Source organism: Acidicapsa acidisoli (genome assembly GCF_025685625.1).
GTDB classification, from domain to species: Bacteria; Acidobacteriota; Terriglobia; order Terriglobales; family Acidobacteriaceae; genus Acidicapsa; species Acidicapsa acidisoli.
On record NZ_JAGSYI010000003.1, the window covers coordinates 230,711 to 256,497 of the forward strand.

General features: G+C 57.9%; 21 protein-coding genes and 1 pseudogene. 14 read left to right on the forward strand and 8 right to left on the reverse strand.

What is annotated here, in order from left to right:
• Positions 1 to 31: 31 nt before the first annotated feature.
• Positions 32 to 1,939, forward strand: a complete 1,908-nt coding sequence (locus OHL23_RS18665) for an AAA family ATPase (protein ID WP_263353474.1) — start codon at positions 32 to 34, stop codon at positions 1,937 to 1,939.
• A gap of 77 nt (positions 1,940 to 2,016) precedes the next feature.
• A complete protein-coding gene (locus OHL23_RS18670) occupies positions 2,017 to 2,415 on the forward strand; it encodes a hypothetical protein (RefSeq protein WP_263353475.1) in 399 nt (132 codons plus the stop codon).
• Between the two features lie 136 nt (positions 2,416 to 2,551).
• On the opposite strand, the gene OHL23_RS18675 is transcribed toward OHL23_RS18670, so the two are convergent.
• Entirely contained in the window at positions 2,552 to 2,947 is a 396-nt protein-coding gene (locus OHL23_RS18675; protein WP_263353476.1) for a hypothetical protein, read from the reverse strand.
• Positions 2,948 to 3,080: 133 nt separating this feature from the next.
• On the opposite strand from OHL23_RS18675, the gene OHL23_RS18680 reads away from it, so the two are divergent.
• Both OHL23_RS18680 and OHL23_RS18685 read left to right on the forward strand, forming a co-directional pair.
• Positions 3,081 to 3,344, forward strand: a complete 264-nt coding sequence (locus tag OHL23_RS18680; RefSeq protein ID WP_263353477.1) for a hypothetical protein — start codon at positions 3,081 to 3,083, stop codon at positions 3,342 to 3,344.
• Positions 3,345 to 3,669: 325 nt separating this feature from the next.
• Positions 3,670 to 4,359 (forward strand): hypothetical protein, encoded by a 690-nt coding sequence (locus tag OHL23_RS18685; protein WP_263353478.1) that lies wholly within the window; start codon positions 3,670 to 3,672, stop codon positions 4,357 to 4,359.
• 41 nt (positions 4,360 to 4,400) lie between these two features.
• Here the strand turns inward: OHL23_RS18685 and rapZ are convergent, their stop codons facing one another.
• The 4 genes from rapZ to OHL23_RS18705 all read right to left on the reverse strand — a co-directional run bounded on the left by rapZ (position 4,401) and on the right by OHL23_RS18705 (position 8,455).
• Positions 4,401 to 5,321, reverse strand: coding sequence for an RNase adapter RapZ (gene rapZ / locus OHL23_RS18690; protein ID WP_263353479.1), 921 nt, complete (start codon positions 5,319 to 5,321; stop codon positions 4,401 to 4,403).
• 208 nt (positions 5,322 to 5,529) lie between these two features.
• Positions 5,530 to 6,189, reverse strand: a complete 660-nt coding sequence (locus OHL23_RS18695; RefSeq protein ID WP_263353480.1) for a ribosome hibernation promotion factor — start codon at positions 6,187 to 6,189, stop codon at positions 5,530 to 5,532.
• Between the two features lie 168 nt (positions 6,190 to 6,357).
• On the reverse strand, positions 6,358 to 6,612 hold the full coding sequence (locus tag OHL23_RS18700; protein ID WP_263353481.1) for a hypothetical protein: 255 nt from the start codon (positions 6,610 to 6,612) through the stop codon (positions 6,358 to 6,360).
• A gap of 49 nt (positions 6,613 to 6,661) precedes the next feature.
• Positions 6,662 to 8,455, reverse strand: coding sequence for a sodium:solute symporter family protein (locus OHL23_RS18705; protein WP_263354121.1), 1,794 nt, complete (start codon positions 8,453 to 8,455; stop codon positions 6,662 to 6,664).
• Positions 8,456 to 8,726: 271 nt separating this feature from the next.
• Between OHL23_RS18705 and mtnA the strand changes: the two genes are divergently transcribed.
• On the forward strand, positions 8,727 to 9,776 hold the full coding sequence (gene mtnA, locus OHL23_RS18710) for an S-methyl-5-thioribose-1-phosphate isomerase (protein WP_263353482.1): 1,050 nt from the start codon (positions 8,727 to 8,729) through the stop codon (positions 9,774 to 9,776).
• A gap of 32 nt (positions 9,777 to 9,808) precedes the next feature.
• Here the strand turns inward: mtnA and OHL23_RS18715 are convergent.
• Positions 9,809 to 13,891 (reverse strand): annotated as a pseudogene (locus OHL23_RS18715) (MBG domain-containing protein); the annotation flags it as partial.
• A 263-nt stretch (positions 13,892 to 14,154) separates the two neighbouring features.
• Here OHL23_RS18715 and OHL23_RS18720 point away from each other — a divergent pair.
• The 3 genes from OHL23_RS18720 to OHL23_RS18730 all read left to right on the forward strand — a co-directional run bounded on the left by OHL23_RS18720 (position 14,155) and on the right by OHL23_RS18730 (position 15,694).
• Positions 14,155 to 14,457, forward strand: coding sequence for a permease (locus OHL23_RS18720; protein WP_263353483.1), 303 nt, complete (start codon positions 14,155 to 14,157; stop codon positions 14,455 to 14,457).
• Positions 14,458 to 14,566: 109 nt separating this feature from the next.
• Positions 14,567 to 14,980 (forward strand): large conductance mechanosensitive channel protein MscL, encoded by a 414-nt coding sequence (gene mscL / locus OHL23_RS18725; protein ID WP_263353484.1) that lies wholly within the window; start codon positions 14,567 to 14,569, stop codon positions 14,978 to 14,980.
• A gap of 66 nt (positions 14,981 to 15,046) precedes the next feature.
• Complete coding sequence (locus OHL23_RS18730) at positions 15,047 to 15,694, forward strand: cytochrome P460 family protein (RefSeq protein ID WP_263353485.1); 648 nt, start codon at positions 15,047 to 15,049, stop codon at positions 15,692 to 15,694.
• A gap of 34 nt (positions 15,695 to 15,728) precedes the next feature.
• Here OHL23_RS18730 and OHL23_RS18735 read toward each other — a convergent pair whose 3' ends face one another.
• A complete protein-coding gene (locus OHL23_RS18735; protein ID WP_263353486.1) occupies positions 15,729 to 16,388 on the reverse strand; it encodes a hypothetical protein in 660 nt (219 codons plus the stop codon).
• 122 nt (positions 16,389 to 16,510) lie between these two features.
• Positions 16,511 to 16,876, reverse strand: coding sequence for a hypothetical protein (locus tag OHL23_RS18740; protein WP_263353487.1), 366 nt, complete (start codon positions 16,874 to 16,876; stop codon positions 16,511 to 16,513).
• A gap of 290 nt (positions 16,877 to 17,166) precedes the next feature.
• Between OHL23_RS18740 and OHL23_RS18745 the strand changes: the two genes are divergently transcribed.
• From OHL23_RS18745 to ccmA, 6 genes are all read left to right on the forward strand, one after another.
• Positions 17,167 to 19,287: a M28 family metallopeptidase gene (locus OHL23_RS18745; RefSeq protein ID WP_263353488.1), complete on the forward strand. Its 2,121-nt coding sequence runs from the start codon at positions 17,167 to 17,169 to the stop codon at positions 19,285 to 19,287.
• A gap of 659 nt (positions 19,288 to 19,946) precedes the next feature.
• On the forward strand, positions 19,947 to 20,480 hold the full coding sequence (locus OHL23_RS18750; RefSeq protein ID WP_263353489.1) for a cytochrome c maturation protein CcmE: 534 nt from the start codon (positions 19,947 to 19,949) through the stop codon (positions 20,478 to 20,480).
• Positions 20,481 to 20,602: 122 nt separating this feature from the next.
• Positions 20,603 to 20,929 (forward strand): PadR family transcriptional regulator, encoded by a 327-nt coding sequence (locus OHL23_RS18755; protein ID WP_263353490.1) that lies wholly within the window; start codon positions 20,603 to 20,605, stop codon positions 20,927 to 20,929.
• An 8-nt stretch (positions 20,930 to 20,937) separates the two neighbouring features.
• Positions 20,938 to 23,583 (forward strand): ABC transporter permease, encoded by a 2,646-nt coding sequence (locus OHL23_RS18760; protein WP_263353491.1) that lies wholly within the window; start codon positions 20,938 to 20,940, stop codon positions 23,581 to 23,583.
• 145 nt (positions 23,584 to 23,728) lie between these two features.
• Positions 23,729 to 24,601: a DUF1003 domain-containing protein gene (locus OHL23_RS18765; protein ID WP_263353492.1), complete on the forward strand. Its 873-nt coding sequence runs from the start codon at positions 23,729 to 23,731 to the stop codon at positions 24,599 to 24,601.
• Positions 24,602 to 24,695: 94 nt separating this feature from the next.
• Positions 24,696 to 25,397 carry a heme ABC exporter ATP-binding protein CcmA gene (ccmA, locus tag OHL23_RS18770; RefSeq protein ID WP_263353493.1) on the forward strand — a complete coding sequence of 234 codons (702 nt, stop codon included), beginning with the start codon at positions 24,696 to 24,698 and terminating at the stop codon, positions 25,395 to 25,397.
• Positions 25,398 to 25,787 lie beyond the last annotated feature (390 nt).

The following is a 25,787-nucleotide window of genomic DNA, read 5'->3' on the forward strand; positions in this document are numbered from 1 at the left end:
GAAGAGGAATTTGCCGGAGGTGCAGGGCTGGATGAAGCAGTTTGGGGAGTTTGAGCTGGACATGCTGAATGAATGCCTCGTGTGCAGCGGCGCGCAGATTGCGCTGCCGCCAAAGCCCTTTGCGGTGCTGCGATATCTGGTCGAACATCCCGGGCGCCTGATTACCCACGATGAGCTGATGGAAGCTCTCTGGCCGGAAACGTATGTGCAGCCCCAGGTGCTGCGGACTTACATGCTGGAACTGCGTAAAGTTCTGCGCGACGATGCCGGGCAACCTCGTTATATTCAGACGCTTCCCAAGCGCGGCTACCGTTTTGTCGCTTCCGTCATGGAGTTGGCGCATCCAGATACGCAGCCAAAATCCAATTCCGCCCCCATCACAGTCGTGGCAGTCGCGACGGCTGCGCCGGCGGAAATGGGAACCCGCATTGTAAATCGAGACGAGGAGATGGCTTGCCTGAAGACTCAGTTTGAGTTGGCGGCAGGCGGGCATCGGCAGGTGGTCTTTGTGACCGGAGAAGCGGGGATCGGCAAAACCGCGTTAGTGGATGCCTTTTGTGAGCAAACCAGCCGCGAGCAGACTGGACGCGATCAATCTGGACGCGATCAGGCAATTGCCACAGCTCGGGGGCAATGTGTGGAAGGGTTTGGCAGGAAAGAAGAGTATTACCCGGTAACTGAGGCGCTGAGCCAGTTGTGCGCCTCGCGGGAAGGCGACAACGCTTGCCGCGTTCTGGCGAAGATGGCGCCGGTCTGGCTGGCTGCGATTGGGAGGGAGTGCCTGGACCCGGCGCAACCGGCGGCGCGGGAACGGATGCCGGGCGACCTGTGCGCAGCGCTTGAGGAACTGGCAGCGGAGAAGCCGCTGATCCTGGTCTTCGAGGACTTGCAGTGGGCCGACGACTCGACGTTGCATCTGATTTCGGCTCTGGCGCGGCGCAGGGCGCAGGCCAGGCTGCTGATCGTGGCGACATGCCGGACGCAGGATGTGGCTGCCGAGCCTTCGCTGAAAGGGTTGAAGCAGGACCTGCGGCTGCGGCGATTATGCAGCGAGATTGCGCTCGCGCCGCTCGGCAAGCCGGCGGTGCGCGCGCTGTTGAGCCGCGAGTTGGGCCAGGAGGAGCTGCCGGCGGGGCTGGCAGGCTTTGTACACCGACGATCCGAAGGCAATCCGCTGTTTGCGATTGCGATTGTGGAGCATTTGATGGCGCAGGGCTTCCTGAAACGCGAAGAGGCGCGGGGCGAAAAGCAAGGTTTGGCCCGGTGGGTTCAGACTGCCGCGGTCGAAGAGATGGAAGCTGGGGTGCCAGACGGGCTGGCGCAGATGATCGAGATGGAGCTGGATGGCCTCGATGTAAGGGACCAGAGAATGCTCGAGGCGGGAAGTCTGATGAACGTTGCCTTTCCCACGTGGGCCGTGGCGGCCGCGTTGGAGATGGACCCGGCAGAAGCCGAAGAGGCATGCGAAGAACTCGCGCGGAGGTTGTATTTTGTCGAACCGGCCGGCACGGATGAGCTTCCGGACGGATCACGGTCCACGTTTTATGCCTTTGCGCACGGACTCTACCGCGAAGTGCTTTGGCGCAAACAAACGGAAGCGCGGCGCGCCAGGAGGCACGTCCGGATCGCGGAGCGGCTTGGGGGGCTTTTCGCGGGCCGCGTGGGCGTGGTGGCGCGCGAGATGGCGATGCATTACGAAGCGGCGAGCGACTGGCAGCACGCAGTGAGCGCATTGCGCATGGCAGCAGGACATGCGTTGGAGCGCCGTGCCCATACAGAAGCCGTGGAGTTGCTGGAACGGGCGCTCCGGATGGTGGAGAACGTGCGCGAGAGCGAGCGCGAAGCAGCTGCGTTGGAGATTTGTGCGGAGATTGCAATTGCGGGCGAGGCGATGAATCAGGCGCGGGAAGCTGTGGAAACAACGTCCACAAAAGCTTGACGAATTCTGGATGGGAACTTGACGACTTTAATTTTTGGAATCGCTAAGGTGATCTTCGTAAAGGGAGGACACAGATCATGCGATTCAATCTTCGTTCTATCATCCTGACGTCGGCAGTGATGGCGGCAGCAGCAGCTTTGGCAACCACTTCGGCGATGGCAGAGGCTATCGTTACCGTTCCCTTCAGCTTTACCGCTGCCGGCAAGACCTGCCCTGCGGGACGGTATATCGTTCTGAAAGACACAGGTCACAACTTCGTGATGCTGAGGGGCAAGGATGCTCCGGTCAGCTTCCAGTGGCTTCTTCAGGTCGGGGATGATTCACGGAAGAGCTCCGAAATAACGCTGCGCTTTGACGGACAGGACAAGAGCTACGCGCTGGAATCCGTTCAGTACGGACGCATGACAACTCACCGTCTGGATAAGACTTCTCCGCACTCCGAGCACAAAACAGTGCTTTCAGCGACAGGGGAGTAGGACGGATTCGGTTGCCCGCCTGCGGGCATTCGAACCAGAGTTGAGTAGCAAGCACGAGGGGCGCCGGGTTGCCGGTCGCCCCTTTTGTGTTTTTGGCTGAGCGGGAGTTGCGAAGCGCGTCTCAATTTTCTTTTTTTCATTCGGAATGCTTCTGCGTACTTGCGATCGCAAAGAGTGTTCCGCAGACGACTCCCACCGCATCTACCAGCACATCTTTCCACTCCAACCCGCTGTGGAAGATGAGGTGTTCTCCAATCTCTATTCCGAATCCAAAGATCAATGCGCCGAAGAAGACAAGGACACGCACCCAGAGCGAGTGAGATGTTCTACCGGCAACATACCCGACAACGCTGAAGGCAACGAAATGTCCCAGGGAATGCAGCCTGCCTTCGGAGTGGAGAGCCCGCTTGTCGGCGCCGGGAAGAAACGAGACAATCAATACCGCTGCCACGACAACGGCTGCGATGATTGCGGAGATGGTTCTTCGATTGCGCGCGTCGCGGTCGGGCGTCGGATGTGTAAGAGCAGTCACAGATTCATCCTAACGTCTGCAGAGTTTGCTTTGGTTGAGGGGCTTTGCTCTCTGCAACTTTGCATTGTTTTGTGCACTACGAACGGCCATAATAGGCGATGTTTCACCAAACTTAAAACTCGAGATATAACAAATGAGCCGGACTAGCGCCAGCAGTGCGTCCTTGATGAGCCGTAAACTCTGGAGGCAGCGCGGACAGGTGCTTCCCTGGCCGATGCTTGTGATAACTATGATCTTCGGGTCGTATGGGCTTGCGATGTGCATCGGTTGTACCGATTCCAGCAATTTCAACACCCAGACTTCAATGATCGCGGCCATGTTGCCCATCGAGCATGGGACTGTCGATCTACCGAATGCCTCTATCTATTGGCGGCGGAGGCCCAACAGCGTTCGCTAGTCTCTTCGGCAGGCGTCATTCAACGCATAATGTGGCAATTATCGTGGATTCGACAGCATCGATGAACGGAAGGAACTCCAGCCTCCCTGGCACATTGGCCAGTGTCCGGACTCTGCTAGGCGAGCTTTCACCATGTCGGTCAAGCGGATCAACCTGCCGCACAGCAAAAGATGGCAGTTCGACGGATGCCATCGACGAAATCAGCCTCTTCACGTTTCCAAACATAGACATGGAGACCATAGGGAACGAATACGACTGTGGGAAGAGAGCTTCCAGGACTTTGCCTTACACCTTCCCTGCTCCGACAGCAACGAGCTATTCGCCGATGACAGTGACCTACCCGACCAGAAGGAATCCGGGAAGTCAGCAAGCCAGTATGACCTTCCAGGCGACCTATCAAATCGTCCCATATTCAAACGACTACCGGACTTCCGATTCGGACAAGACGCTGAACCCGGATTCCGCTCTTGTGAGAGCTCTAGGCGGAAAGGAAGGATGCTACGGGTTGCGGGCTCCCGGCGGCGAGTCAACTTACCTTGCAGGCGCGATCTATGCCGCTCAGGCATCGCTGGTAGCTGAGAGAGCAGCGCGGCCTGGTTCGCAAAATGTACTCATTCTCATCAGTGATGGAGACGCAAATTCCAGCCAAAAGCAGATGCAGTCGGATGCGACTGGTTCGGGAGCCTACCCCTCCTGGTTCAACGAGTGCGGTCAGGCAATCACAGCAGGTAGAGCCGCCGCCGCTGCGGGAACCAGAGTGTATTCGGTCGCTAGAGACGCTGAGCCCACCGGATGTCCTTTCGATGTTTCCGGCGAAACCAAAGGCTATTCTCCATGCCAAACGATGCGCGCCATTGCGTCCTCTCCGGCATATTTCTTCTCGACTTCGGGCTCTCCTGATAATCCTTGCATCTCGTCTGCCAATCCTGACCTAGACGCGAAGCAGATCTTTGCGCAGATTGCGGAGTCGATCCAGTCCTACCGGTCAGTCTCAAAGAAACGCCCAAAGATCTGATCCCAAACAACTTCTATTTACGTGGTTCCTTGTTGCCTGCTTTACCGCGGCATGTCGCGATGGACGGCTTTTACGCGGAAGCCGGCTTTGCCGAGGCGTTTGGCCATCTCTTCGGCCATCATCACGGAACGGTGCTGCCCGCCGGTGCAGCCGAAGGCTATCGTCAGGTAGCTTTTGCCCTCTTTCTCGTAATACGGCAGCAGAAAGAGCATCAATTCCGTTACTTTGTTCAGAAATTCCGTGGTCTGGGGAAAATCGCGCACGTACTTGGCTACTTTGGGATGGCGGCCGGTGAGTTTGCGGAACTCGGGCACGAAGTGGGGATTGGGCAGGAAGCGCACATCGAAGACCAGATCGGCGTCAAGCGGAACTCCGTTCTTGAAGCCAAAGCTGAGGCAGGACACCAGCAATTGACCGATCTGCGTCGAGTCGCCATTCTGGGGGCCGAACTTGGCCTGAACATAGGCCCGCAACTCGTGGACGTTGAAGCCGGAGGTGTCGAGGATGAAATCGGCCACATTGCGGACGGCGTCAAGCATCTGGCGTTCGGAGGTGATAGAGCGCGCCACCATTTCGGAGCGGCTGAGCGGATGCGGCCTGCGCGTCTCGGAGTAGCGCCGCACGAGCACTGCGTCGGTTGCATCCAGAAAGACGACACTGGTATGCAGCGTCTTCTTGACCTTTTGGAGAATCGACGGCAGCCGGTCGAGCGTTGGGCCTTCGCGGACGTCCACCACAATCACGGCGCGTTCCATTTCGGGCGAGGCCACGACAAGATCGGCAAAGTCCGGGAGCAGCTCAAGAGGAAGATTGTCGACGGCGTAAAAGCCCAGATCCTCGAAGGCCTTCAGCGCCGAAGCCTTCCCCGAACCCGAGGTTCCGGTTACGATCACCAGTTCTTTCGCTGCTTTATCGTGTTCTCCAGGCTCTGGCTGATCCGCTTCGATTGCGACTCGCGTCATCTTCGGTCTAGATTTCTGCTTGCGGGCTGATTTGCCGTTGGACGCTGGGCTGGATTTGCCATTGGATTTGGAGATTCGGGGCATAGCCCCATGCTAACCGAATCCCTCCCATGATTCGATCCAGGATTCCATTCAGGATTCGATCCCACTTTCGTACGGTTCGTGATTGGGAATCCCCACGGGTAGATATAAGCCCGTGGAGATTGGCCTACGGTACTTCTACCAGTTCCATCTTCCCGTCCCGGCGGCGATGGAGAACAAACAGCTCTCCCGACATATTGCGAAAAACGAGGAGGTCGCGGTCGCGAAATTCAGCCTCTTTGACCGCCTCTTCTATGGTCATGGGGCGGATCGCGAGAGCCTCATGAGCGCTGAGTATATGCGGCTCGACGACGGCAGGCTTGCCCGGAAAGGAATGTACGGTGATTGCGGCCTTGGTTTGTTTTCCCGGCGGACGGGCGATTGCCGGGCGATGTCCGTTTTGCTCCGGCTCGGGTTCGGCGGCTACCGCTTCCAGTCGCGCCCGGGCCGTTTTGCGTGGAGCCCGCGCCTCGGCGGTAGGAGCGACTTTGGGGAGCCGCTTACGCGTCCTCACCCGGTCGCGAAAACGCTGCGCCTGCAACTCGGCATGCGCCAGTGCTTCGCGCAGGGCCGACTCCTGGCTCGCGGATTCGCCTTTTGACACGATGCTGTGATGGCGGCTTTGCAGCGCGATTTCGACGATCTGCAAGTGCCGCTCTGCCCGAAACGTTAGCGCGGCGGAGGTAATTCTGCCCAAAACCAAGGCAATTCGTTCAATTCCCTCTTCCGCGCCAGTCTTCAAAACCTTGGAAATCTTGACCTGTCTTGCTGTGAATTCGACTTCCATCGATCCCTCCCCGATTCTGTGTTGGGGTCGATCTTCGTGCGTACTCATCAGTCAGGTGCCTGCACTGCGGAGCGGCAGAAGACCTAGTGAAGAGATATTAAACCCGCCGGTTGCCATCCGTCTGTGAAGGACGGCACAAGTTGCGGCGTGCTCGTTCCGAAATGGAGACTAGTGGCCGCGGCGAACTGTTCCCTCAGGGGCGGGTTTCTGGGGAGCGGCAAGCGCCCTCCTCTGTCCTCGACGGCCCAGAATATACATCGTTCCGCCAAAGACCAGCAGCACCAGCCCCCAGTCGAGATTGGCGTTGATGCCGAGAGACCTGGCGTAGATGTCGCTGCCGGTGGTCGCCGCGCCGAAGACGGTAAGAATCAGCCCCACAAGGGTAAACATCAGGCCCATCGGTATGCGTAAGTCGAGATTCATTGGATTCTCCTCTACTGCGAATCATCTGGGAACAGCCGTCAGCGAATTCCTACCGGAAGATCAGATTCAGGGTGACGACCATAACAAGCAGCACCACTGCGAGCGTCTCAGGCCGCCGCCACCATGTGAGATGCCCGAGCTCCGGCTTTGGCGTCAACGAATGCACCAGTCCGACAAGTTCCGACTCGGGCTTTGGGGTTCCAAAGAGGCTGACCGCGATGGTTACGAGGAAATTCGTCGAAAAAGCCCAGATGGCGGTCCAGAAATTCTGGGCCATATCGCTCGGGTAATGGTGAAGCACTGCGATCCATCCGCCGTGCAGCCCCGGATGCGCCTCGATCGGCAGTGTCAGGCCGTGATGCATGATGGCAGCGAAGGTTCCAGAGATCAGGCCGATGAAGGCGCCATTGCCGGTGGCGCGCTTCCAGAACATGCCGAGCAGGAAGGTCGCAAACAGTGGGGCGTTCACGAAGGAAAAGACCAGTTGCAGCGTGTCCATGATGTTGTTGAAGCCGGTCGCGGCGTAGGCCGTCGCCATCGAGAGCAAAATGCCTCCGACGGTAGCCCAGCGACCCATGGCCAGGTAGTGCTTGTCGCTGGCTCCTTTGTGGATGTAGGACTGGTAGAGATCGTACGTCCAGACAGTGTTAAAGGCGGTGACATTGCCGGCCATGCCGCTCATGAAGCTGGCCAGCAGCGCGGTCAGCCCGAGACCGAGGATTCCAGTCGGAAAGTAGTGCAGGAGCATGGACGGGATGGCGAGATCGTAATCCAGGAGCGGCTTGCCGCTGGCGTCGAACACGATCTTGCCGGTGATGGGATCAGCTTTCGCGGGCACCAGGCCCTGGCCCATCCTCTCGACCTCGGTCGGAATGTTGGTTTCGCGGATGATCGCGCCGTTTACGGTCCTCTCGGTGGTGGTGATATGCGGAGTGGTCGCGCCGATGGCCAACAGGCCGGGCAGGATCACCAGGAACGGGAAGAACATCTTCGGGATGGCGGCAATCAATGGAACGCGGCGCGCATTCTCCTGCGTGTCGGTGGCCATGGCTGTCTGGATTACCAGAAAGTCCGTGCACCAGTAGCCGAAGGACAGCACGAAGCCAAGACCCATTGCCAGGCCAAACCATTCAACGCCCAGCGGATTTGTATTGGCGTGCGCCATGCCCTGCCATGAGTGAAGATAATGCGGGTTGGGCATCTTCGCTTTAAGACCTTCCCATCCGCCGACGCTTTTCAAGCCGATCAGTACCAGCGGCAAGAAGCCGGCGATAATGAGGAAGAATTGCAGAACCTCGTTGTAGATGGCGCTGGTGAGGCCACCAAGAAAGATATAGCCGAGCACGATGATGGCCGAGAGAAGGATCGAAAAGTGAAAGATCCAGCCCAGGGGCAGCCCGGCTGAGAGGAAGATGTAGTCGAAGACATGCAGGGTCTGGATGAGGCGAGCCATCGCGTACATCGAGATGCCGGACGAGAAGACTGTCATCACAGCAAAAGAGCAGGCATTCAGCGCCCGCGTCTTTTCGTCGAAACGCAGCCGCAGAAACTCCGGCACCGAGCGAGCCTTTGACCCGTAATAGAAGGGCATCATGAAGATGCCGACAAAGATCATCGCCGGAATCGCGCCAATCCAGTAGAAATGGCTGGTCGCGATGCCGTACTTGGCACCGGAGGCGCCCATGCCGATGACTTCCTGCGCGCCGAGGTTGGCGCTGATAAACGCCAGGCCGCAGATCCAGGCCGGAAGCGCGCGCCCCGCCTGAAAAAAGTCCTTGCTGGTCTTCATGAAGCGCTTGAGGGCAAAGCCGATGCCCAGCACAAAGACGAAGTACAGCAGCATGATCAGCCAGTCGACATAGGTAAGGTTGGTATGGGTCAAAAGAGGCAACTCCATGCGCCAGAGAACAAAGCGCCGATGTTCACTCTACTGAGATGGCTGGCCACTCGTCCAGTGCAAAATGAAAACATTTTCATTCCGGACGTCGCAATGCGAGAATTTTGGCTGGTTTCCGGTATCTGTGAAGTGCGCGGGCGTAAGGCAAGCACCGAAAACGGTCAATCCGAAGCTGCTGTAAAAACGGGCGCGGAGAAAACAGTTAAACTGAAAGAGCATGATTCTTACTCTCGAATGGACCTCCGAAGGCGTCCGGTTTATTGACCAGACCAAGCTCCCACTGGAAGAAACCTACGTGCTGGCGACCAGCTACCAGCAGGTGGCGGACATCATCGTCACCATGGTGGTGCGTGGAGCGCCTGCCATCGGCGTCTCCGCAGCCATGGGCATCGCCCTTGGCGCGAAGCAGACCAAAGCTGCGACGACCGAAGAGTTTGTTCCCGAGTTCGAACAGATCTGCTCCCTGCTTGCGGGAACTCGTCCCACGGCGGTCAATCTCTTCTGGGCGATCGACCGGATGAAGGCGCTTTTCGCAGAGTTACGCACGCAGGGGACGAGCCTTGCCGAAGTGCAGCAAGCGTTACTGGCCGATGCGCTCGCCATGTACGACGAAGACATCGCCGCCTGCAAGGCTATGGGGGCATATGGCGCGGAGCTGATGCCGGATGAGGGCGGAGTCCTTACGCATTGCAACGCGGGCGCACTGGCCACCTGCGGCTACGGAACGGCGCTGGGAGTGATTCGCGGAGCTGTCGAGCGCGGCAAGCAGATTCACGTGTACGCCGACGAAACGCGGCCGTTTCTGCAAGGCGCGCGACTTACCGCCTGGGAGCTGATGGCGGACGGGATTCCAACTACGGTCCTATGCGATAACATGGCGGCGAGCATGATGCGCCAGGGCCGCATTCAGGCTGTTGTTGTGGGAGCGGATCGCATCGCGGCCAATGGTGATGTGGCCAACAAGATCGGCACTTACTCGGTCGCCATCCTGGCTAAGGAGCATGGAATTCCGTTCTATGTGGCTGCGCCATGGTCCACGATTGACCGTGCGACCGCAACTGGTGACGCCATTCCGATCGAAGAGCGCAATGCGGTGGAGGTTACCCACCACGGCGGCAAGCAGCTCACGCCGCATGGCGTGGGCATCTGCAACCCGGCCTTCGATGTTACTCCAGCGAAGTATGTGACGGCCATCATCACGGAGCGAGGCGTGCTGCGCGCTCCATATTCGGAATCGCTCGAAACTATGGAAATGGCGACGCGATAAAGAGCCTGTGGCGGATTTACCGTAAGTGTCCCGTTCTCAAAGGAAAGCTGGTAATTGCTGGCAGTCAGGGTTCCAGCAGTTATCGCAATCGCGTAGGTGCCTGATTTCGTTGTATCCGCCGTGGTGGTCAGAGCAGGGACGCCGGTCGTTGCCGAGGCGAGCGTATCTCCGTTGACTAATCCACTTACGGTGTAAGTCAACTGCGGCAGCGGGGATGCAATCCGCGCGCTGAGAGCGTTCGCCTTCACGATCAACGGCGCTTTGTTCACTGTTAGAATTCCCGCCGCAAACAGAAAGCTGTAATTCTTCGAAGCCAACGTGCCCACGGAAACGTTGATCGGATACTTGCCAACCGAGGAAGCGGATGTTGCAGTTGTCGCAATCTTCAGCGCTCCCGTCAGTGCGGCGTTACTATCGCCATTCATAAATCCGCTGTAAGTGTAAGCGAGGGTAGGAAGTTTCCCTCCATAGGTCATCGAGAGCGCCGTCGGAGTGACCGTTAGTGCGGCTTTGCCAATTGTCAGCAGACCGTTCACAAAATCGAACGCATAGTTCTTCGAATTGAGCGACCCAAGGGAGGGGACGATGATGTAGCTCCCGGGAGCGGATTTCGCGTTGGCCGCCACGCTCATGCTGGGCGTCCCTTGAATCGCAGTCGCTGCAGCGTCTCCGTTCAAGAAACCAATCATGCTGTACGGTAGCGCCGATATGTTCGATCCATAGGTTGAAGAGACGTTGCCCGCCGTCACAACGATGGTCGCTTTGTTGATCGTGAGCACACCGGCTGCAAACGCGAATCGATAATTCTCGGCGGCCAATGTTCCCAGAGAGGCTTGAATCGAGTAACTCCCCGCTGCCGACTGGCTATTCGCGGTCGTGGCCAACATGGGCTGTCCACTTACTGCGCTAGATAGCGTGTCGCCATTCATGACTCCTGAAATGGTGTAGCTCAAGAGAGGAATAGAAGTTCCGTAGGTTGCAGATACTTTCGATGGTGTCACCGTAAGGATGGCGGGATTCACGGTAATGGACCCATTGATCGCGGTGAAGGCATAGTTCGCCGCACTCAGAGTTGCTACTGAAACAGAAATTGAGTACATCCCCACGGACGAGCCGGAGTTTGCAATTGTCGTCAGCATAGGAGTACCGGTGACAACGCTCTGGCTGTCCCCGCTCAAAAAGCCGCTCATCTTCCATGTCAGCGCCGGCATCGGACCGCCATATGTGCGCGAGAAGGATACCGCCTGCACTTGAACCGAAATCTTGTTCACGGTGAGTGTGCCGGGAAGGAAGACAAAGGTGTAGTTCGATGATGCAAGGGTCCCCTGCGCTATCGTGAGCGGATAAGTTCCGGCGTCAGAGGTGCTGGTCGCGGTACTGCTCACAATCGCCTGCCCTGTTACTGCGGAAGATAGCGTGTCCCCCCGGACGTACCCTACGACTGTGTAGTGAAAAGACGTTGGGATCGATCGATAGGCACAGGTCACGTTGACTGGTGATATCGTCAGGACTGCGGGCGTGACCTGGATGCTCATCTGCACATTTGGCGCGGGTGAGAATGCTGTGTTTCCAGCCTGGCTTGCCTGTAGCACGATTGTGCCTGCGCCCGTCACGCTCAACTCGTCTCCATGACTTATCGTCCCCGGCCCGCTGATAACGGACAGTGTTACAGGCAATCCGGAAGATGAGGTAGCGGCCACAACGAGCGGCGCCACGCCATAAACCACACTGGGAACCGATGGCAGCGTTATGGTCTGGGCGGTCCTGGCGAGGCTCGATCCGGAGAGCGACAAGGTGTGTTGCGCGCTCGTCGCTCCGAGGGAATTGTCTGCGATATCCACCGATTCGTTGAGCGGCGAACCAACTGACTGTGGCGTGAAATCGATGGCCACCTCACACGCCAGGCCTGGCCCCAGCGAAGCGTTGCTGAAACATGAGTTGGCTGTGGCCGCGCTTTCTGGAAAATCCACTGGAAATGTGAGGGAATCAAGAACCAGGGGCTGATTCCCGACATTCTCTATGCGAACCAGATGTGCGGTGTCCTGGCTAGTTGTTCCAAGAAAAGTATTGTCGAAGTTTTGCACGGCCGGAGCAGATAGTTCGATCTTCACAACCCGATTGTTGCCGGTATCTGCTACATATAGGTTTCCGTTACTGTCCGCAGCGAGACCGTATGGAGCGTTGAAGCCGGTCGCCACTGTGACCTGCGGTCCGAAACCCGTCCCTAGCCACGGAAGCATCACGACTTGATTGCGCACGGCGTCAAGCATATATAGATTCGAGTTCCCATCGACGGCAAGCGCTGGGGCAAAGGTGGCTGTCAAGCCCGGCACATTGCCCTGACCAAGATAGGCGCTCCCCGTCCACGCCACTTCTGAGACGCTGTACTGGTAAGGGTCGGAAAAGAATACGTTCCCGTTCCCACTGACGGGAATGCCCGTAGGACTCCAATGGGTATTGCCCAGGGATATCTCCGCGGCAAAACCAGTTCCCGTCCACGGCACCTTATTGACTCGTTCATTGAGGGTGTCTGTGAAATAGAGGTTGCCTACGGCATCTGCCGCAACTGCCGCGGGCGTGTTCAGTCCTGTTCCCACCTTTGACTGCAATCCGAAGCTGGCCCCGGTCCAGGCGAGCCGCACTACCTCGGCGTTTCCATTTGAGGCGATATACAGATTCCCCGCGCCATCCACAGCCAATCCCATTGGACTGCTCAATCCGGCAACGGCGACGGTGGTCTGCTGCCCGTACTCACTTCCTGTCCATGGAATTTCCACGATGCGGTTGTTTCCAGTGTCGGCGATGAAGATGTCCCCGTTGCCATCTACTGCGACGCCCTCTGGCCCGCTAAGTTGCGAACCGAGAGTCATGGTTGTCCCGGGGATAAATGCGATCTGTGGTTCGTCGCCTGCGCCGGAAGTAAAGGTCGATGCCAGGGGCTTTCCGGAAGCATCTGACAACACAACAGCCCCCATACGAGCACCCGATCCGAGAGGCCTGAAGAGCACGCTAACGCCGCAGACCGTTGCCGAGGAGTAAGTCTTCACCACGCATGTGCTTTGACCGGCGTCGACAAAATCCTTGCCGCTAAACCCTTGCGAGACGATGCCGATAGCGCCGAGCGTAGTACCCGCGGAAATGCTGAAGTTGTAAATCAGCGGCGACGCACTGGACCCGACGCCGGCAGAGCCAAAGGGCACGCTGGCTGCAACGAGTTTCACTACCTGGTCGTTTGCCGAGTCTGCAACATAAACATTTCCGCTGGGGTCCGTGACCACTCCAGCCGGCGAGACAAAGCCGCTGCCTAGAACGACCTCCCCGTTATAGCGATTGGCGCCCGCTTCCCAAGGCACTTCGATCAATCTTTCGCTCACACTATCGACAAAGAAAACGTCGTAGCTCTTGTCCACGTATACGGCGACAGGCGATATCCCCGCCCCTCCCATATACGTCGGCGTCGTGTAACCTCCCGCCAACAACGGTTCCTTGGCTATGCGCTTGTTGCCAGTGTCTGCAACATAGAGAGTCCTGGCAGCATCCACTGCTACGCCCAATGGATTGCTGAATCCGGAAGCGACCACAAAGGGCGCACCATATGCGCCGGCTGTGGACGGAATCTCGATGACGCAGTTGCTTCCGGAAACTGCGATATAGAGATTGCTACCTGAATCAATCGCCACTCCGCTCGGAGTGCTCAATCCGGTGGCGAGGGTGACAGACGAACCAAATCCGGAGCCTGTAAGAGGCAGCATCAAGATGCGGCCGTTACCGGTATCCGCAACGTACACATTGCCAGTCCAATCCGCCGCTACTCCCGCCGGGCCGGAAAGTCCACTTAGGATAGTCACCGGCGCGCCGAAATTGCTGCCCGAGGGCGATAGTTCAACCACGCGATTGTTGGCTCGATCGGCGATGAAAATATTCCCCGAACCATCTGAGGCCACTCCGGTAGGCGTGGCCAGCACGCCAGCATCGAGAGCAATCTGGGTTCCGCTGAACGTCACTTGCGCCTTGACGGTTGCTGACGAGAGGGCTATGGCAACGAGTATGAGCGCGCGGCCCAAACAAAACACTGCGGCCCCAATGCGCTGGTTATGGCAGCGCTGGCTATTCATTGGCAACGATGCACCCTTGGGTCTTTAGAATCAGTCCACGTAAGCCTGCCTGCCAGCAGCTTCTATGGTCACTGATTTCCTACATCGGCGACAGCGTCGGGTGACTTTAGACTGGCCCTTTGCGCGGAAAGAGCGGACTCGTCCACTAAGACTCGCCCTTCCTTTTTGCGTGATTGACGATCTGGCGATTTGCCTGCGTTTACCGGATCTCGCGCCCTAATTGGATTCCGCAGCGTGACCGCCGTGCCGTAGAGTAGAGTTCTGTGCTTCGCCGCCTCCCCATCCTCCAGTTGCGCAAGAAGTCTCTCATTCGAGGCACCGTTTTGGCTCTCGTTTCGCTTTGGGTGAGTTTCCGGCTCTCCGGCTTTCCTGAAGTGCATATTTGCCTGTGGCTGATCGCGCCCTTCCTAATCACCTGCGCCGCCACATGGGATACAACACGCTGCCTGCAAAAGCGATGGAGCTTTTACCATGGCGGCGTGATTCTGTTGATCTACGTCGATCTCATGATCCTGCTAATGATCTCGTTTCTGCTGATCGCGCCCTTCTCCGGCGTTCTTCTATAACTTCGGTCTTGACTCAATGTCGATCATGACAAAACTTAGCGTCCGTAGCGCCATACCGGCGTGTAAGATGGGCGAGTCAGGATTCTAGGGTTGAGAGGAGATAGATCAGATGCTCAAAGGATTTCGTGACTTTGTTTTTCGGGGCAACGTCGTCGACCTTGCGGTTGCCGTCATCATCGGCGCAGCTTTCAACGCTATCGTCGGTTCGATGGTGAAGGACATTCTGGGCGGATTTATCGCAGCCATCGTCGGCAAGCCGGACTTCAGTGCCCTGGCTCTCGATATTCACGGCGGTCACATCGCTTACGGTAACTTCCTGAATGCTCTGATCTCGTTTGTGACCGTTGCCGCCGTGGTTTACTTCTTCGTCGTGCTACCCATCAACAAAATCTCGGATCGAGCGAAAGCACTCAAGCCTCCTCCGCCGCCCCCGGAACCCACCACCAAGGTTTGCCCGGAGTGCCTCAGCGAGATTCCGCTGGCCGCGAAGCGCTGCAGCCACTGCACGCAACTCGTCGCCTGATTTCCAGCCCTGTATGTGGAACAGGGGTGGTGTTACGAACGTATCTGCTGGAACGGAGGCTCTTTGGTGTCTCGACAGGCTCTCACCTTCACTCTTCTTTCCGCTATCTGCCTGACAGTGCTGATGATTGTCGGATTGGCGAAGGCGCCAGTGACCGTCTCAGCCGCAGCACACGCCGGAAGCACTCCTGCTTACTCACCCACTTATACAAAGGATGGCGATCTCGTGCCGCCGCTTCAGTATCGAGAATGGGTGTACCTGACCAGCGGTCTCGATATGAACTACTTCCCTAAGACGAACAGCGATATGTCGAAGTTCGACAACGTCTTCGTCAACCCCGAGGCCTATCAAGCGTTTGTCGCTACCGGAACCTGGCCTGACAAGACAGTCCTGGTGCTCGAATCCCGTGGGGCCGAAAGCAAGGGCTCCATCAACAAGGCTGGTCATTTTCAGAGTGGCGCCGTCATGGGACTGGAGTTACACGTCAAGGACGAAAGCCGTTTCCCCGGAAAGTGGGCCTTCTTTGACGTTGCCAATGAGAGCAAGGCGACGCTGATTCCGTCGACTGCGACATGTTACTCGTGTCATACCGATCATGCTGCCGTGGATACTACCTTTGTCCAGTTCTATCCGACACTGCTACCCATTGCACAGCAGAAAGGTACCCTGAGTGCGAACTATCTCAAGGATGTTGCGACCGAGCCGAAACACTAAGAAAGACGCAATCCATGCCGCGACGGCGATTCCGTCAGCGAGTAATCGGAGATAAGGTCGTCCCGATCCCCTGGAACAGGATGTAGAGGTAGCAGGCAAGGCTAAGAGCGGGCGGAACAATCAGCAACGTATACTTGCGGATCAGATACTTAACCACCTTGCTGCTTGGATTTTCGGCCGGCTCAAACTTCCAGCGGTCTTCCCTCGAAGCGATGCGCGCAAAGTCAAGATTGACCTCGACTTTCAACAACGCAAAGTGCGCCTTATTTGGAAACCGGAGAATCCCCCGCAGCAGATGGTCTGAATCGATCCAGTAATTGCGGTCGCGATCTGCCTCCACCACCGCATATGACAGGGCGCGCTTGGCTTCCGCATCCAATTCGAGAGATTCGTCGATCGCCTTCGTTTGGAGGTCCGCGATCGGACGCACTTCCATGGCCGGCAATGCGGGCAAGCCAACCAGCCAGCGGAGATAGAGGGCATTCGCTTTAAGCGAGCCGACACGCTCTGCCCTGGAATCTTCATCGATGCTCAGGCCAACGAGAAGATCAGCTACCGAAATCTCCAATCCGCCCCGACGCATGGTTTCTTTCCACGCAAAGTCGACCGCCCTACGAGACGGATTGGTGAACCTCTCAAATACCGACGGATGATTCACACTCTTCCCGAGAGCCAGCCCCCCCCACTTGCCCATGCCTCTAATCTCCTTTGGAAACCCTCATCTAGATAGTGTTGGCAACCGCGAAAATGTAGCAATCCCACGTTTGGTGTGTCAATACCACCAAAAGGTCGCAAGACAGCCGTGGATGTTTTGAATTAGTCCAGATGCCGCGCCGGTGTTGAGAACAGAAAGGCCGACGAGGAACTCCAGGGCATGATTGCCAGAGCATGACTGGTGGGAATATGTCGCGATAACTCCCCTGTCATCAATGCGCCGAGTGGCGGCAGCCCCAGAAAGCAGGTCGCGTAGAAGCTCGCACACGGCCGCGCATCGCGTCGGAAGAACATTGCTGCATCGACAAATTGATTGCCGAGATAGATTAGAGTCATTCCGAAGCCTTCCAGTAGCATGCAACATTCAGACAGCAGAAAGCTCTGCAAATAGCAGAAGACCACCACGACGGCCATTACTGCATGCGCCGTAAAACGCGATAATTCGCCCACGATGGCGCAGCGAGCCATTCAACACTTTCCAGGCAGCCACCACTGCGCCCAATACCGCGATCATCAAGAGGAGCACTTCCACCTGAGGGCGGCTCCTAGACGACTGCTGCATTTCTGCAACATCAGCAGTTCCGGTGGATCTGCCCAGGGATTGGCCGAGCGGCTCCATCACTACTGCAGCCGAATCGGCGGCCTTTGTCCCTTGAATTCGGTCAGAAATGCCCTCCACGCAGAGATTGCGGCAGACCCTAGTGTAAGCTGATGCTCTTAGCGCTATTACGAACTACTGTTACCGAGGATTCCCGTCTATGACTCTGCAACGCACCGTTGGAGCCGCCCTGCTGCTGGCATCTGCCGCCTTGGTTCCGGCTCTCGCCCAGTCTCCATCTGTCTTTGGATATATCGACTTCACCCAGCAGTCCAGGATCGATTCTGAATTCCTCGCAGTTCCCGACGCGAAGCTTGCCGGGCAGGAGCTCAAAACGCTTACGGCGAAGCCACACCTCGCCAGTTCCAAAGAGGATCACGAGACCGCGGAATACGTGGCCCAGAAGTTCAAAGCCGCGGGCCTCGATACCGAGATCGTCCCGTATCGCGTCCTGCTCAACCAGCCGCGCAAGGTGAGCTTTGAAGCGCGCGATGACTCGGGAGCGGTGATTTCAACCGGCCCCACGCGCGAGCATGTCAGCAGCGATCCGTTTCAGGATGATCCCCGCGTGGTGATGCCCTTCAACGGCTCTTCGGGATCGGGCGATGTGACAGGCGAAGTAGTCTACGCCAACTACGGCCGGCTTGAGGACTTCGACGAGCTCGCTGCGCAGCACATCGATTTGCACGGCAAGATCGTGCTGGTTCGCTATGGCGCCAACTTCCGTGGCGTCAAGGTCTATATCGCGGAACAGCGCGGCGCCATCGGCGTGCTCATCTACTCTGATCCGCAGGACGATGGTTACTTCCAGGGCGATGCTTATCCCAATGGCCCATGGCGTCCAGAGACCGGCGTCCAGCGCGGCTCGGTGCAATATCTATTCAAATATCCCGGCGATCCGCAGACTCCCGGCGTGGCCTCGACGCCTGATCTGCCTGACTCGGCCCGCCTTGATCCACTCAAGACCGGCAATCAGCCGAGTATCATCTCCATCCCGATCAGCTATCACGACGCCTCGCCCATCCTGCAGGCATTGAAAGGTCCCAGCGTTCCAAAAGGATGGCAAGGAGCGTTGCCCTTCAGCTATCACATCGGCGGAACTGGAGCCAGCGTTCATCTCATCTCAGACCAGGATTACCAGGTGAGAACCATCTGGGATGTGATCGGAAAGATCAAAGGCACGCAGGCCCCCGACAATTGGGTCGTGATCGGCAACCATCGCGACGCATGGGTCTATGGCGCTGTCGACCCGAACAGCGGCACGGCGGCCATGCTTGAGGCCGTGCATGGCTTCGGAGCTTTGCTCAAGACGGGCTGGAAGCCAAAGCGTACCATCGTTGTCGCGAGCTGGGATGCGGAAGAGGAAGGCCTGATCGGTTCAACGGAATGGACCGAACAATATGAAAAAACACTGGAGCATGCGGTCGGATACTTCAACGTCGACGTAGCCGTGGCCGGGAGCGAATTCGGCGCGGAGGCCGTACCGTCTCTGAAGCAGTTCATCCGCGAGGTAACGAAAGAAGTTCCGAGTCCGAAGGGCGGCACTGTGTACGAACAGTGGAAGCTGGCTGCAGCGGGTGAAGCGCGCGACTCCAATACCGGCCACATCACCCATGCGAATGCTCCGTCGGAAGATGTTACCGTAGGCGATCTTGGCAGTGGTTCGGATTTCACGCCATTCTTGCAGCATGTCGGCGTCCCCTCGACGGACATCGGCTCCCACGGCAGCTATGGCGTTTACCACTCGGTCTTCGACAACTACGCATGGTACGTGCAGAATGCCGATCCGAGCTTTGTGTACCTGCAGGAGATGGCGCGCGTTCTCGGCCTCGAAGCGCTGCACATGGCCGACACGGACGTGCTGCCCTACGACTATGTGACCTACGGCAAAGAGATCTCTTCTTACCTCGACACCGCCAAGCACAAGGCGACGGCCAAGGGAATTGACTTCGCATCCGCTGAGGCTGCCGTTGCCCGATTCAGTAAAGCGGCAGAAGCGGTTCGAAGCCGTCAACTGGCTCCTGGATCCGATCTCTCTCGGCTCAACGCCACTTTGCGCGAAACGGAGAGCGACTTCATCTCCCAGGCCGGACTGCCGAATCGTCCCTGGTATAAGCACACGATCTACGCGCCAGGCGAATATACGGGCTATGCCGCAGTTGTCATTCCCGGCGTCAACGAAGCACTCGACGCTAAGAACGCGGCCGTGGCAACGCAGCAACTAGCCGTGCTGACACAGGCCCTGAACCACGCCGCGCAGACTCTCGAATCCGCGCAATAGGGGACGGGAGCAGAAAAAAGCCCCAGGTCTCAATGACTTGGGGCTTTTTCTGCGGATAGCACGAATCCCCCACCCGCATCTACAACTTTCGCATAAATCCGATTACACGAAAGTTTTTGAAAACCCAAATTTTTACTGGACTCTTTCTCAAAAAAGATGCACAGTAACATTACTAAAGATCTCCACAAGCGCTTTGGTAGGTTACCAACGAATCCGCCGAAATTCGTGTGTGCATTGGAGATGGAGAAAAGGCTTTTCATGCATGACTTTCTGATTGCTCTGGTCTTCGTCGCGATGGTTGCCTCCCCTGCCATCGTCACATCCTCCCCCAAATTTTCACAAAGCGAAGACCAGTAACATTTTTGTCCCTTCCGCGGCCGATATATGCGGAAGGGCCTCAACAAGGCGGTTCAGGTAGTTCCCTCCCCCGGTTCTTCCTGAAGACGTCCGCAGATGTAGTAATTCAACTTCCCTCCCCCTGGCTGCACGCAGAAATGTAGCACTCTGTTTGCAGCCAGATCTTTTTCTACCTCCTCTTGAATCTCCCCAATCATCCTGTCTCCATCCCGAGTTGACCCCGCCCACGCTGGCTCGTAGAGTAAAGAGTGGTGTCCTAATGGTCTTCAGGCAGTTCGGGATGCCCGGAATTTGGGGTTGCAATGAAACTCTCGAAACAGCAGATCCGCATCACCGTCGCTTCCGTCATCATCCTGGGCACCATCGGCTACCTCGCGTACACGGGCGCCGCAGCCAACAAGAGTTACTATGTGACCGTTGCTGAGATGCAGGGCATGGGCAACAAGGCTTACCAGAGCCATCTGCGCGTCGAGGGCTTCGTCAAACCGGAGAGCATCCAGCAGAGCGGCACGCATGTCACGTTTGTCCTGACCGAGTTCGAGAGCCACAACCCCAAGGCGACCGCCAATCCGCGCTCGATCATGGTCAACTATCAGGGTTCCGAGCCGCCGCCGGATACCTTCAAAGGCGACGCCCAGGCTCTGGCTATCGGCACATTCGGCCAGGACGGCATCTTCCACGCAACGCAGTTGCAGGCCAAGTGCGCCTCCAAGTACGCTCCCGCCGCTCCCGGCAGCACTCAGCCCGCCCAACCCGGTCAGGCTCCGGCAAATCCGACGCCGGGAGATAAGCGCGCCTCCTCTGACGCTGCTTCTACGGTCAAACCCGCCGCGTAAGAAACGCAGAATCCCGTCTCGCGTCTCTGGCTAGCTTATCCAGTGCGAGAATTCTTGCATTGACACCCCTATACATCTATGGGTACTCTCATCCATACAAAGACAGCTAGGGGATATCAAACATGGCAAAGAATGATTTGCAGGGTGCGCTGGATCTGCTCGTTTTGAAGACGCTCGCGCAGGCGGGATCTTTGCACGGCTATGGAATCGTGCTTCATGTGCAGCGCGCCTCCGATGACCTGCTGCGCGTTGAGGAAGGCTCGTTGTATCCGGCGCTCCATCGCATGGAGCAGGCTGGATGGATCCGCTCGGAGTGGGCTCTGACCGAGACAAATCGAAAAGCGAAGTATTACGAGCTGACATCTCCCGGACGGAAACAACTGGAGCAGGCAGAGTTGAGTTTCGAGCAACTCGTGAGGGGCGTTCGCGCCGTTCTTCGCTACGCGTGAGGTGATCTATGTCGGTTTTTCGCCGTATATCGAATCTGTTTGTACGTTCGCGGGTTGAGCGCGAGATCGAAGCCGAACTCAAATCGCATGTTGAGATGCGAATCGAGGACAACGTCGCGGGCGGTATGTCGCCGCAGGAAGCTCGACGCGATGCTTTGCTGCGATTCGGGAACCGGACTGCCATCCAGGAACTGGTCGCCGGCGAGGATGCCGCGCTGGTCCTCGAAAATATCTGGCGGGATATTCGTCTGGCCTTTCGGCAATTGCGCAAATCTCCCAGCTTCACCATCACGGCAATCGTCACTCTGGCGTTGGGAATCGGCGCGAATACCGCGACCTTCAGCGTTGTCGACGCAGTCATGTTACGACCGCTGCCGTACGACCATCCGAATCAGCTCGTGGATGTGGTCTCGCTGAACCGCCGCTTTCCGGATGGCGAAGGCGGGTCGCTCTCTTATCCAGATTACCTCGACATGCGCTCGGGCAATCACACCCTGTCGAATCTGGTCTCCTATCACGACAACTCGTATACGCTCACGGGCGATGGAGGGCCGGTGCATGTGGACGCGCAGGTCGTCTCATGGGACCTGTTGCCTGCGCTTGGGGTTCGTCCGGAGTTGGGACGTGGATTTGCGCATGAGGATGAGAAGGCTGGAACCCGTGTAATCCTGATCAGCCACGCGCTGTGGATGTCGCAGTTTGGCGGAGACGCGTCTGTAGTTGGACGGACCGTGCGCCTGAGCGGCGATTCCTTCCAGATCATCGGCGTCATGCCGTCGTCGTTCCGCTTTCCGGTTACCGCGCCTAAAACCGGCATGTGGACGACGCTGGCCGTGGATGACGTTCCGACCGACTCCATGTTCAAGCAGCGTGGCGCACACTTCTTGAACGCGATCGGAAGGATGAAGCCGGGCGTTACGGTCGCCGAGGCCAACCAGGACGCCACGGCGATTGCCGCGAACCTGGCCCGGCAATATCCAAAGACCAACATCCGGCACGACGCGGCCAGGGTGCGTTCGGAACTTTCCGCACTGGTTGGAAACACGCGAACGGCATTGATGATCGTGCTGGGAGCCGTGGCGCTGGTTCTGCTGATTGCCTGCGGCAACATCGCCAATCTGCTGCTGGCGCGGATGCGCGAGCGGCAACGTGAGATTGCGATGCGCGTGGCGCTCGGAGCGGGACGCAATCGCATCGTCCGTCAACTGCTGATTGAGAGTCTGACGCTGAGTGCGATTGGCGGAATCGCGGGATGCGCGCTGGCCTTTGCCTCCACGCCGGTGATGCTGTCTCTGATCGGAGACCGGGTTCCACGCGCCGCTGATGCCGGGGTGGACCTGCGCGTTCTGGCTTTCGTCGCGGGCGTATCGTGCCTGTCGGGGCTGATCTTCGGCATCGCGCCGGCTATCAGCGGCTCAAAGACAGACCTTGTGTCGGTGCTGAAGGAAGGCGGCCGAACGGAGATTGCAAGCCGCGACTGGCTGCGCTCGGGTCTGGTTGTCGGGCAGGTTGCTCTGGGTCTTGTGCTCGCTTCTGCGGCGGGATTGCTGATCACCAGCTTCCTGCATCTGCGAAGCACTGACGAAGGTTTCAATCCCAGCCATCTCTTGACTTTCCTCTTCGAGACACCCGACTCGCGGTATAAGGAGACGCGTCCGCAGTTTTATCGGGAGTATTTCGAGAAGGTTCGCGCAATGCATGGGGTGGATTCGGCAGCCGGGGTGATGATCATGCCGATGACCGATGACAGCGCGGACATCAGCTTCGAGGACCCGGAGCATCCGGCTCCCGAGGGCCAGCGCGCCGGGGCGAACGTGACTTTGATTACATCGGACTATTTTCGGACGATGCAGATTCCCTTCTTACAGGGCCGTGATTTCTCCGATCAGGACACTGCGGATTCGCCGCAGGTGATGATTGTCGATCAGGCCTTCGCGCAGAAGTATTTTCCGGGAGAGAATGTCGTCGGAAAGAGGCTGAAGCCGGGTGCGGGCAATGGAGGGGAGCCGGCGTGGCGCGAGATTGTTGGCGTAGTGGGCAGTGTGCGGCTCTCTGCGACGCAGCGCGAGATGCGTCCGGTGATGTACCTGCCCTCGTCCCAATTGAGCCACTGGTGCTGCCTGCATACGGTGTTGCGCACATCAGTCGAGCCACTCAGTCTGGAACCGGATGCGCGGCAGGTAGTGGCTTCGATGGACAAGGAGATACCGGTCACCGATGTTCGCACGATGCAGGATCTGGTCTTCGGCGAACTCGCGCAGCCACGCTTTGCGATGGTGCTGCTGGGTATCTTCGCAGGGCTTGCCGTGCTGCTCTCCGTCATTGGCCTTTACGGGGTGATGATGTACTCCATTTCGCGGCGAACCCGCGAGATCGGCATTCGCATGGCTCTCGGCGCCCGGCGCGGCAAGGTGCTCTGCGGGGTGATGCGCGAAGCAGGCGTGCTGCTCGCGGTCGGAGTCGCCATCGGAGTCGTCGCGTCACTGCTTTCAACTTCCGTGCTCAAGACGATGTTGTACGGCACAGGGGCGCGCAACCCGGCAGTGCTGGCGCTGGTCACAGCCATTGCGGCGGTCACCGGCATGATCGCTGCATTCCTGCCTGCGCGGCGCGCGGCATCGGTCGATCCGATGCAGGCGCTTCGAACGGATTGAGTGGACGCGGAACCGGACCTGTTGCATTCGCTTGGTCCTGCGGGGAAATTCATCGAACCAGGGGTTCCGATCAGGGACTGCGTCTGATATCTTCGCTCACAAATGAAGCGGCCTGGGCCTGACCGGGCCGCGCGTGAGGCGAGCCATGCCATGCAATCCCGAGGAGTTACGTCACATTCCTCTTTTTGAACTGCTGGATGACGATGAAGCGCAGATCCTGGCGGCGCAGATAGAGATCAGAAAGTTTGCTCCGCGCCAGCGCATTTACAAGGCGGGCGAGTCCGCGAACCATGCCTACGTGGTGATGACAGGCAAAGCGCGTCTGACAACCATGGACGAAGATCAGCAGGAAGTGGTGATCGACGAGCCGGTCCACGGAGACTTCTTCGGCTTTGCCTCCATGCTGCAGCAGGTGGAGCACCATACCACGGCCATGGCGATGGAGGAGACGGTTTGTCTCGAGGTCGGACGCGACGACATTGCCGCTCTGCTCATACGCAAGCCGATGGCCGGTATGGATATGCTGACGGTGCAGGCGCGTCAGTTCCACGCGGCGCAGAAGCTGGTGCGCACGCGCACGGCTCGCAATGCCAACGAGGTCATCGAGGAGCAATCGACCCTGGGAGAGCGCATCGCGGACACAGTTGCGCGATTTGGCGGCTCGTGGTCGTTCATCATCCTGTTTGGCATCGTGCTTGCCGTTTATTCGACCGCGAATGTGGCATTGCAGAACCGCGCGTGGGACCCATATCCGTTTATTCTGCTGAATCTTTTTCTGTCGATGCTGGCGGCGATTCAGGCTCCCGTGATCATGATGAGCCAGAACCGCCAGGATCTGAAGGACCGAGTTCGAAGCGAGCTGGACTACCAGGTAAATCTGCGCGCGGAATCAGAGATTCAGTCGCTCTCGAACCGAATGAACCTGCTCATGGAAAAGATGGACGACGTGATCGAGCAAACGGCGAGCCCAGAGAGCAGAAGCACCCATATTGAGAACGCAGCGGGGGTCAAACCCTGACGGCACATCCGCTGCGGTATTCTTTTCGAAGGCCTGCCCCAAGTCTGCGGGTGTCGTTTCGTTACGCCCGCAAGCTGGGCAGAATCCATACAACATGACCGATTCCGACCACGCAGCCCTTGTACCGACGCCAGAAGCACTCTCAACCCCGCTGGCCCGTCTGGAATCCGTTTCACGGCTCTTCGGCTCGTTCGCGGCATTGCGGCAGGTCTCCGTGGAATTCGCACCGGGCCGATGCTACATTCTGCTTGGGGAAAACGGCGCGGGGAAATCAACTCTGCTGCGAATCCTGGCCGGTCTGCTCCATCCTTCGACCGGGAAGGTTTCTGTTTTCGGCGATTTCGCCCCCAGCGCCGCACGCCATCGCATCGGCTACATGAGCCACGCACCGATGCTGTATGACGAACTCACTGGGGTTGAAAATCTCGCGTACTTCCGCAGCCTTTATCAGGGAAACGATTGTCTTGCCCCAGACGAAGCCCTGCGTCAGGTCGGCCTCGATCCGACGCTGACGCGCACCCTCGGCCAATACTCGCAGGGCATGCGTCAGCGCACTTCGCTCGCTCGCGTGCTGCTCTCGCAACCAGAGTTGTTGCTGCTCGACGAGCCGTTTTCCAATATGGATGTGGAGAGCGTCGGACAGATGGTGCAGCTTCTTGCCAAATTTCGCACCGGCAGCCGGACAATCGTAATCACCACACATCAGCGGGAACTCGCCGCGCCCATCGCCGACTTCGTTCTGACCCTCAAGGCCGGACGCGTCGCCTCGCTCGAACGCGGTGCTCCCACGCTCTAAACCTGATCCCGAGTGAACAGGTTCGGCCCGGATTCGGCCAAGGTTCGGCTTTCCCGTTCCAACAATCGCGCATCCTACAAAATGGCTCAACCTTTCGTCGATTCTGCGACAGGAAGGGTCCAGCAAAGGAGAAGCAATGGCAGACCCAAAGAAATGCGCGAACCCAGCCTGTAGTTGCGTGCCAGCCAACAAGGAAAAATATTGCAGTCCTCACTGTGAGGCCCTTCATGGTGCATCGGAAATTGTTTGCCGGTGCGGCCACCATACCTGTGCAGGCGAGGCGACACTTGCCTGATTGACAAATCAGCCGGCCGATAATCTCCGCCGCTCCTGACCTTACGATCTTTCGCCTTATCCCTGCCTCGGCGTCCTTCGATTCCGAGGCAGTTC

Coding starts and splice junctions, on each gene's coding strand:
- OHL23_RS18665 (WP_263353474.1), top strand. CDS start 32: ATGAAGCAGTTTGGGGAGTTTGAGCTGGACATGCTGAATGAATGCCTC.
- OHL23_RS18670 (WP_263353475.1), top strand. CDS start 2,017: ATGCGATTCAATCTTCGTTCTATCATCCTGACGTCGGCAGTGATGGCG.
- OHL23_RS18680 (WP_263353477.1), top strand. CDS start 3,081: ATGAGCCGGACTAGCGCCAGCAGTGCGTCCTTGATGAGCCGTAAACTC.
- OHL23_RS18685 (WP_263353478.1), top strand. CDS start 3,670: ATGACAGTGACCTACCCGACCAGAAGGAATCCGGGAAGTCAGCAAGCC.
- rapZ (WP_263353479.1), bottom strand. CDS start 5,321: ATGACGCGAGTCGCAATCGAAGCGGATCAGCCAGAGCCTGGAGAACAC.
- OHL23_RS18695 (WP_263353480.1), bottom strand. CDS start 6,189: ATGGAAGTCGAATTCACAGCAAGACAGGTCAAGATTTCCAAGGTTTTG.
- OHL23_RS18700 (WP_263353481.1), bottom strand. CDS start 6,612: ATGAATCTCGACTTACGCATACCGATGGGCCTGATGTTTACCCTTGTG.
- OHL23_RS18705 (WP_263354121.1), bottom strand. CDS start 8,455: ATGCTGCTGTACTTCGTCTTTGTGCTGGGCATCGGCTTTGCCCTCAAG.
- mtnA (WP_263353482.1), top strand. CDS start 8,727: ATGATTCTTACTCTCGAATGGACCTCCGAAGGCGTCCGGTTTATTGAC.
- mscL (WP_263353484.1), top strand. CDS start 14,567: ATGCTCAAAGGATTTCGTGACTTTGTTTTTCGGGGCAACGTCGTCGAC.
- OHL23_RS18735 (WP_263353486.1), bottom strand. CDS start 16,388: ATGGGCAAGTGGGGGGGGCTGGCTCTCGGGAAGAGTGTGAATCATCCG.
- OHL23_RS18740 (WP_263353487.1), bottom strand. CDS start 16,876: ATGGCTCGCTGCGCCATCGTGGGCGAATTATCGCGTTTTACGGCGCAT.
- OHL23_RS18745 (WP_263353488.1), top strand. CDS start 17,167: ATGACTCTGCAACGCACCGTTGGAGCCGCCCTGCTGCTGGCATCTGCC.
- OHL23_RS18750 (WP_263353489.1), top strand. CDS start 19,947: ATGAAACTCTCGAAACAGCAGATCCGCATCACCGTCGCTTCCGTCATC.
- OHL23_RS18755 (WP_263353490.1), top strand. CDS start 20,603: ATGGCAAAGAATGATTTGCAGGGTGCGCTGGATCTGCTCGTTTTGAAG.
- OHL23_RS18760 (WP_263353491.1), top strand. CDS start 20,938: ATGTCGGTTTTTCGCCGTATATCGAATCTGTTTGTACGTTCGCGGGTT.
- OHL23_RS18765 (WP_263353492.1), top strand. CDS start 23,729: ATGCCATGCAATCCCGAGGAGTTACGTCACATTCCTCTTTTTGAACTG.
- ccmA (WP_263353493.1), top strand. CDS start 24,696: ATGACCGATTCCGACCACGCAGCCCTTGTACCGACGCCAGAAGCACTC.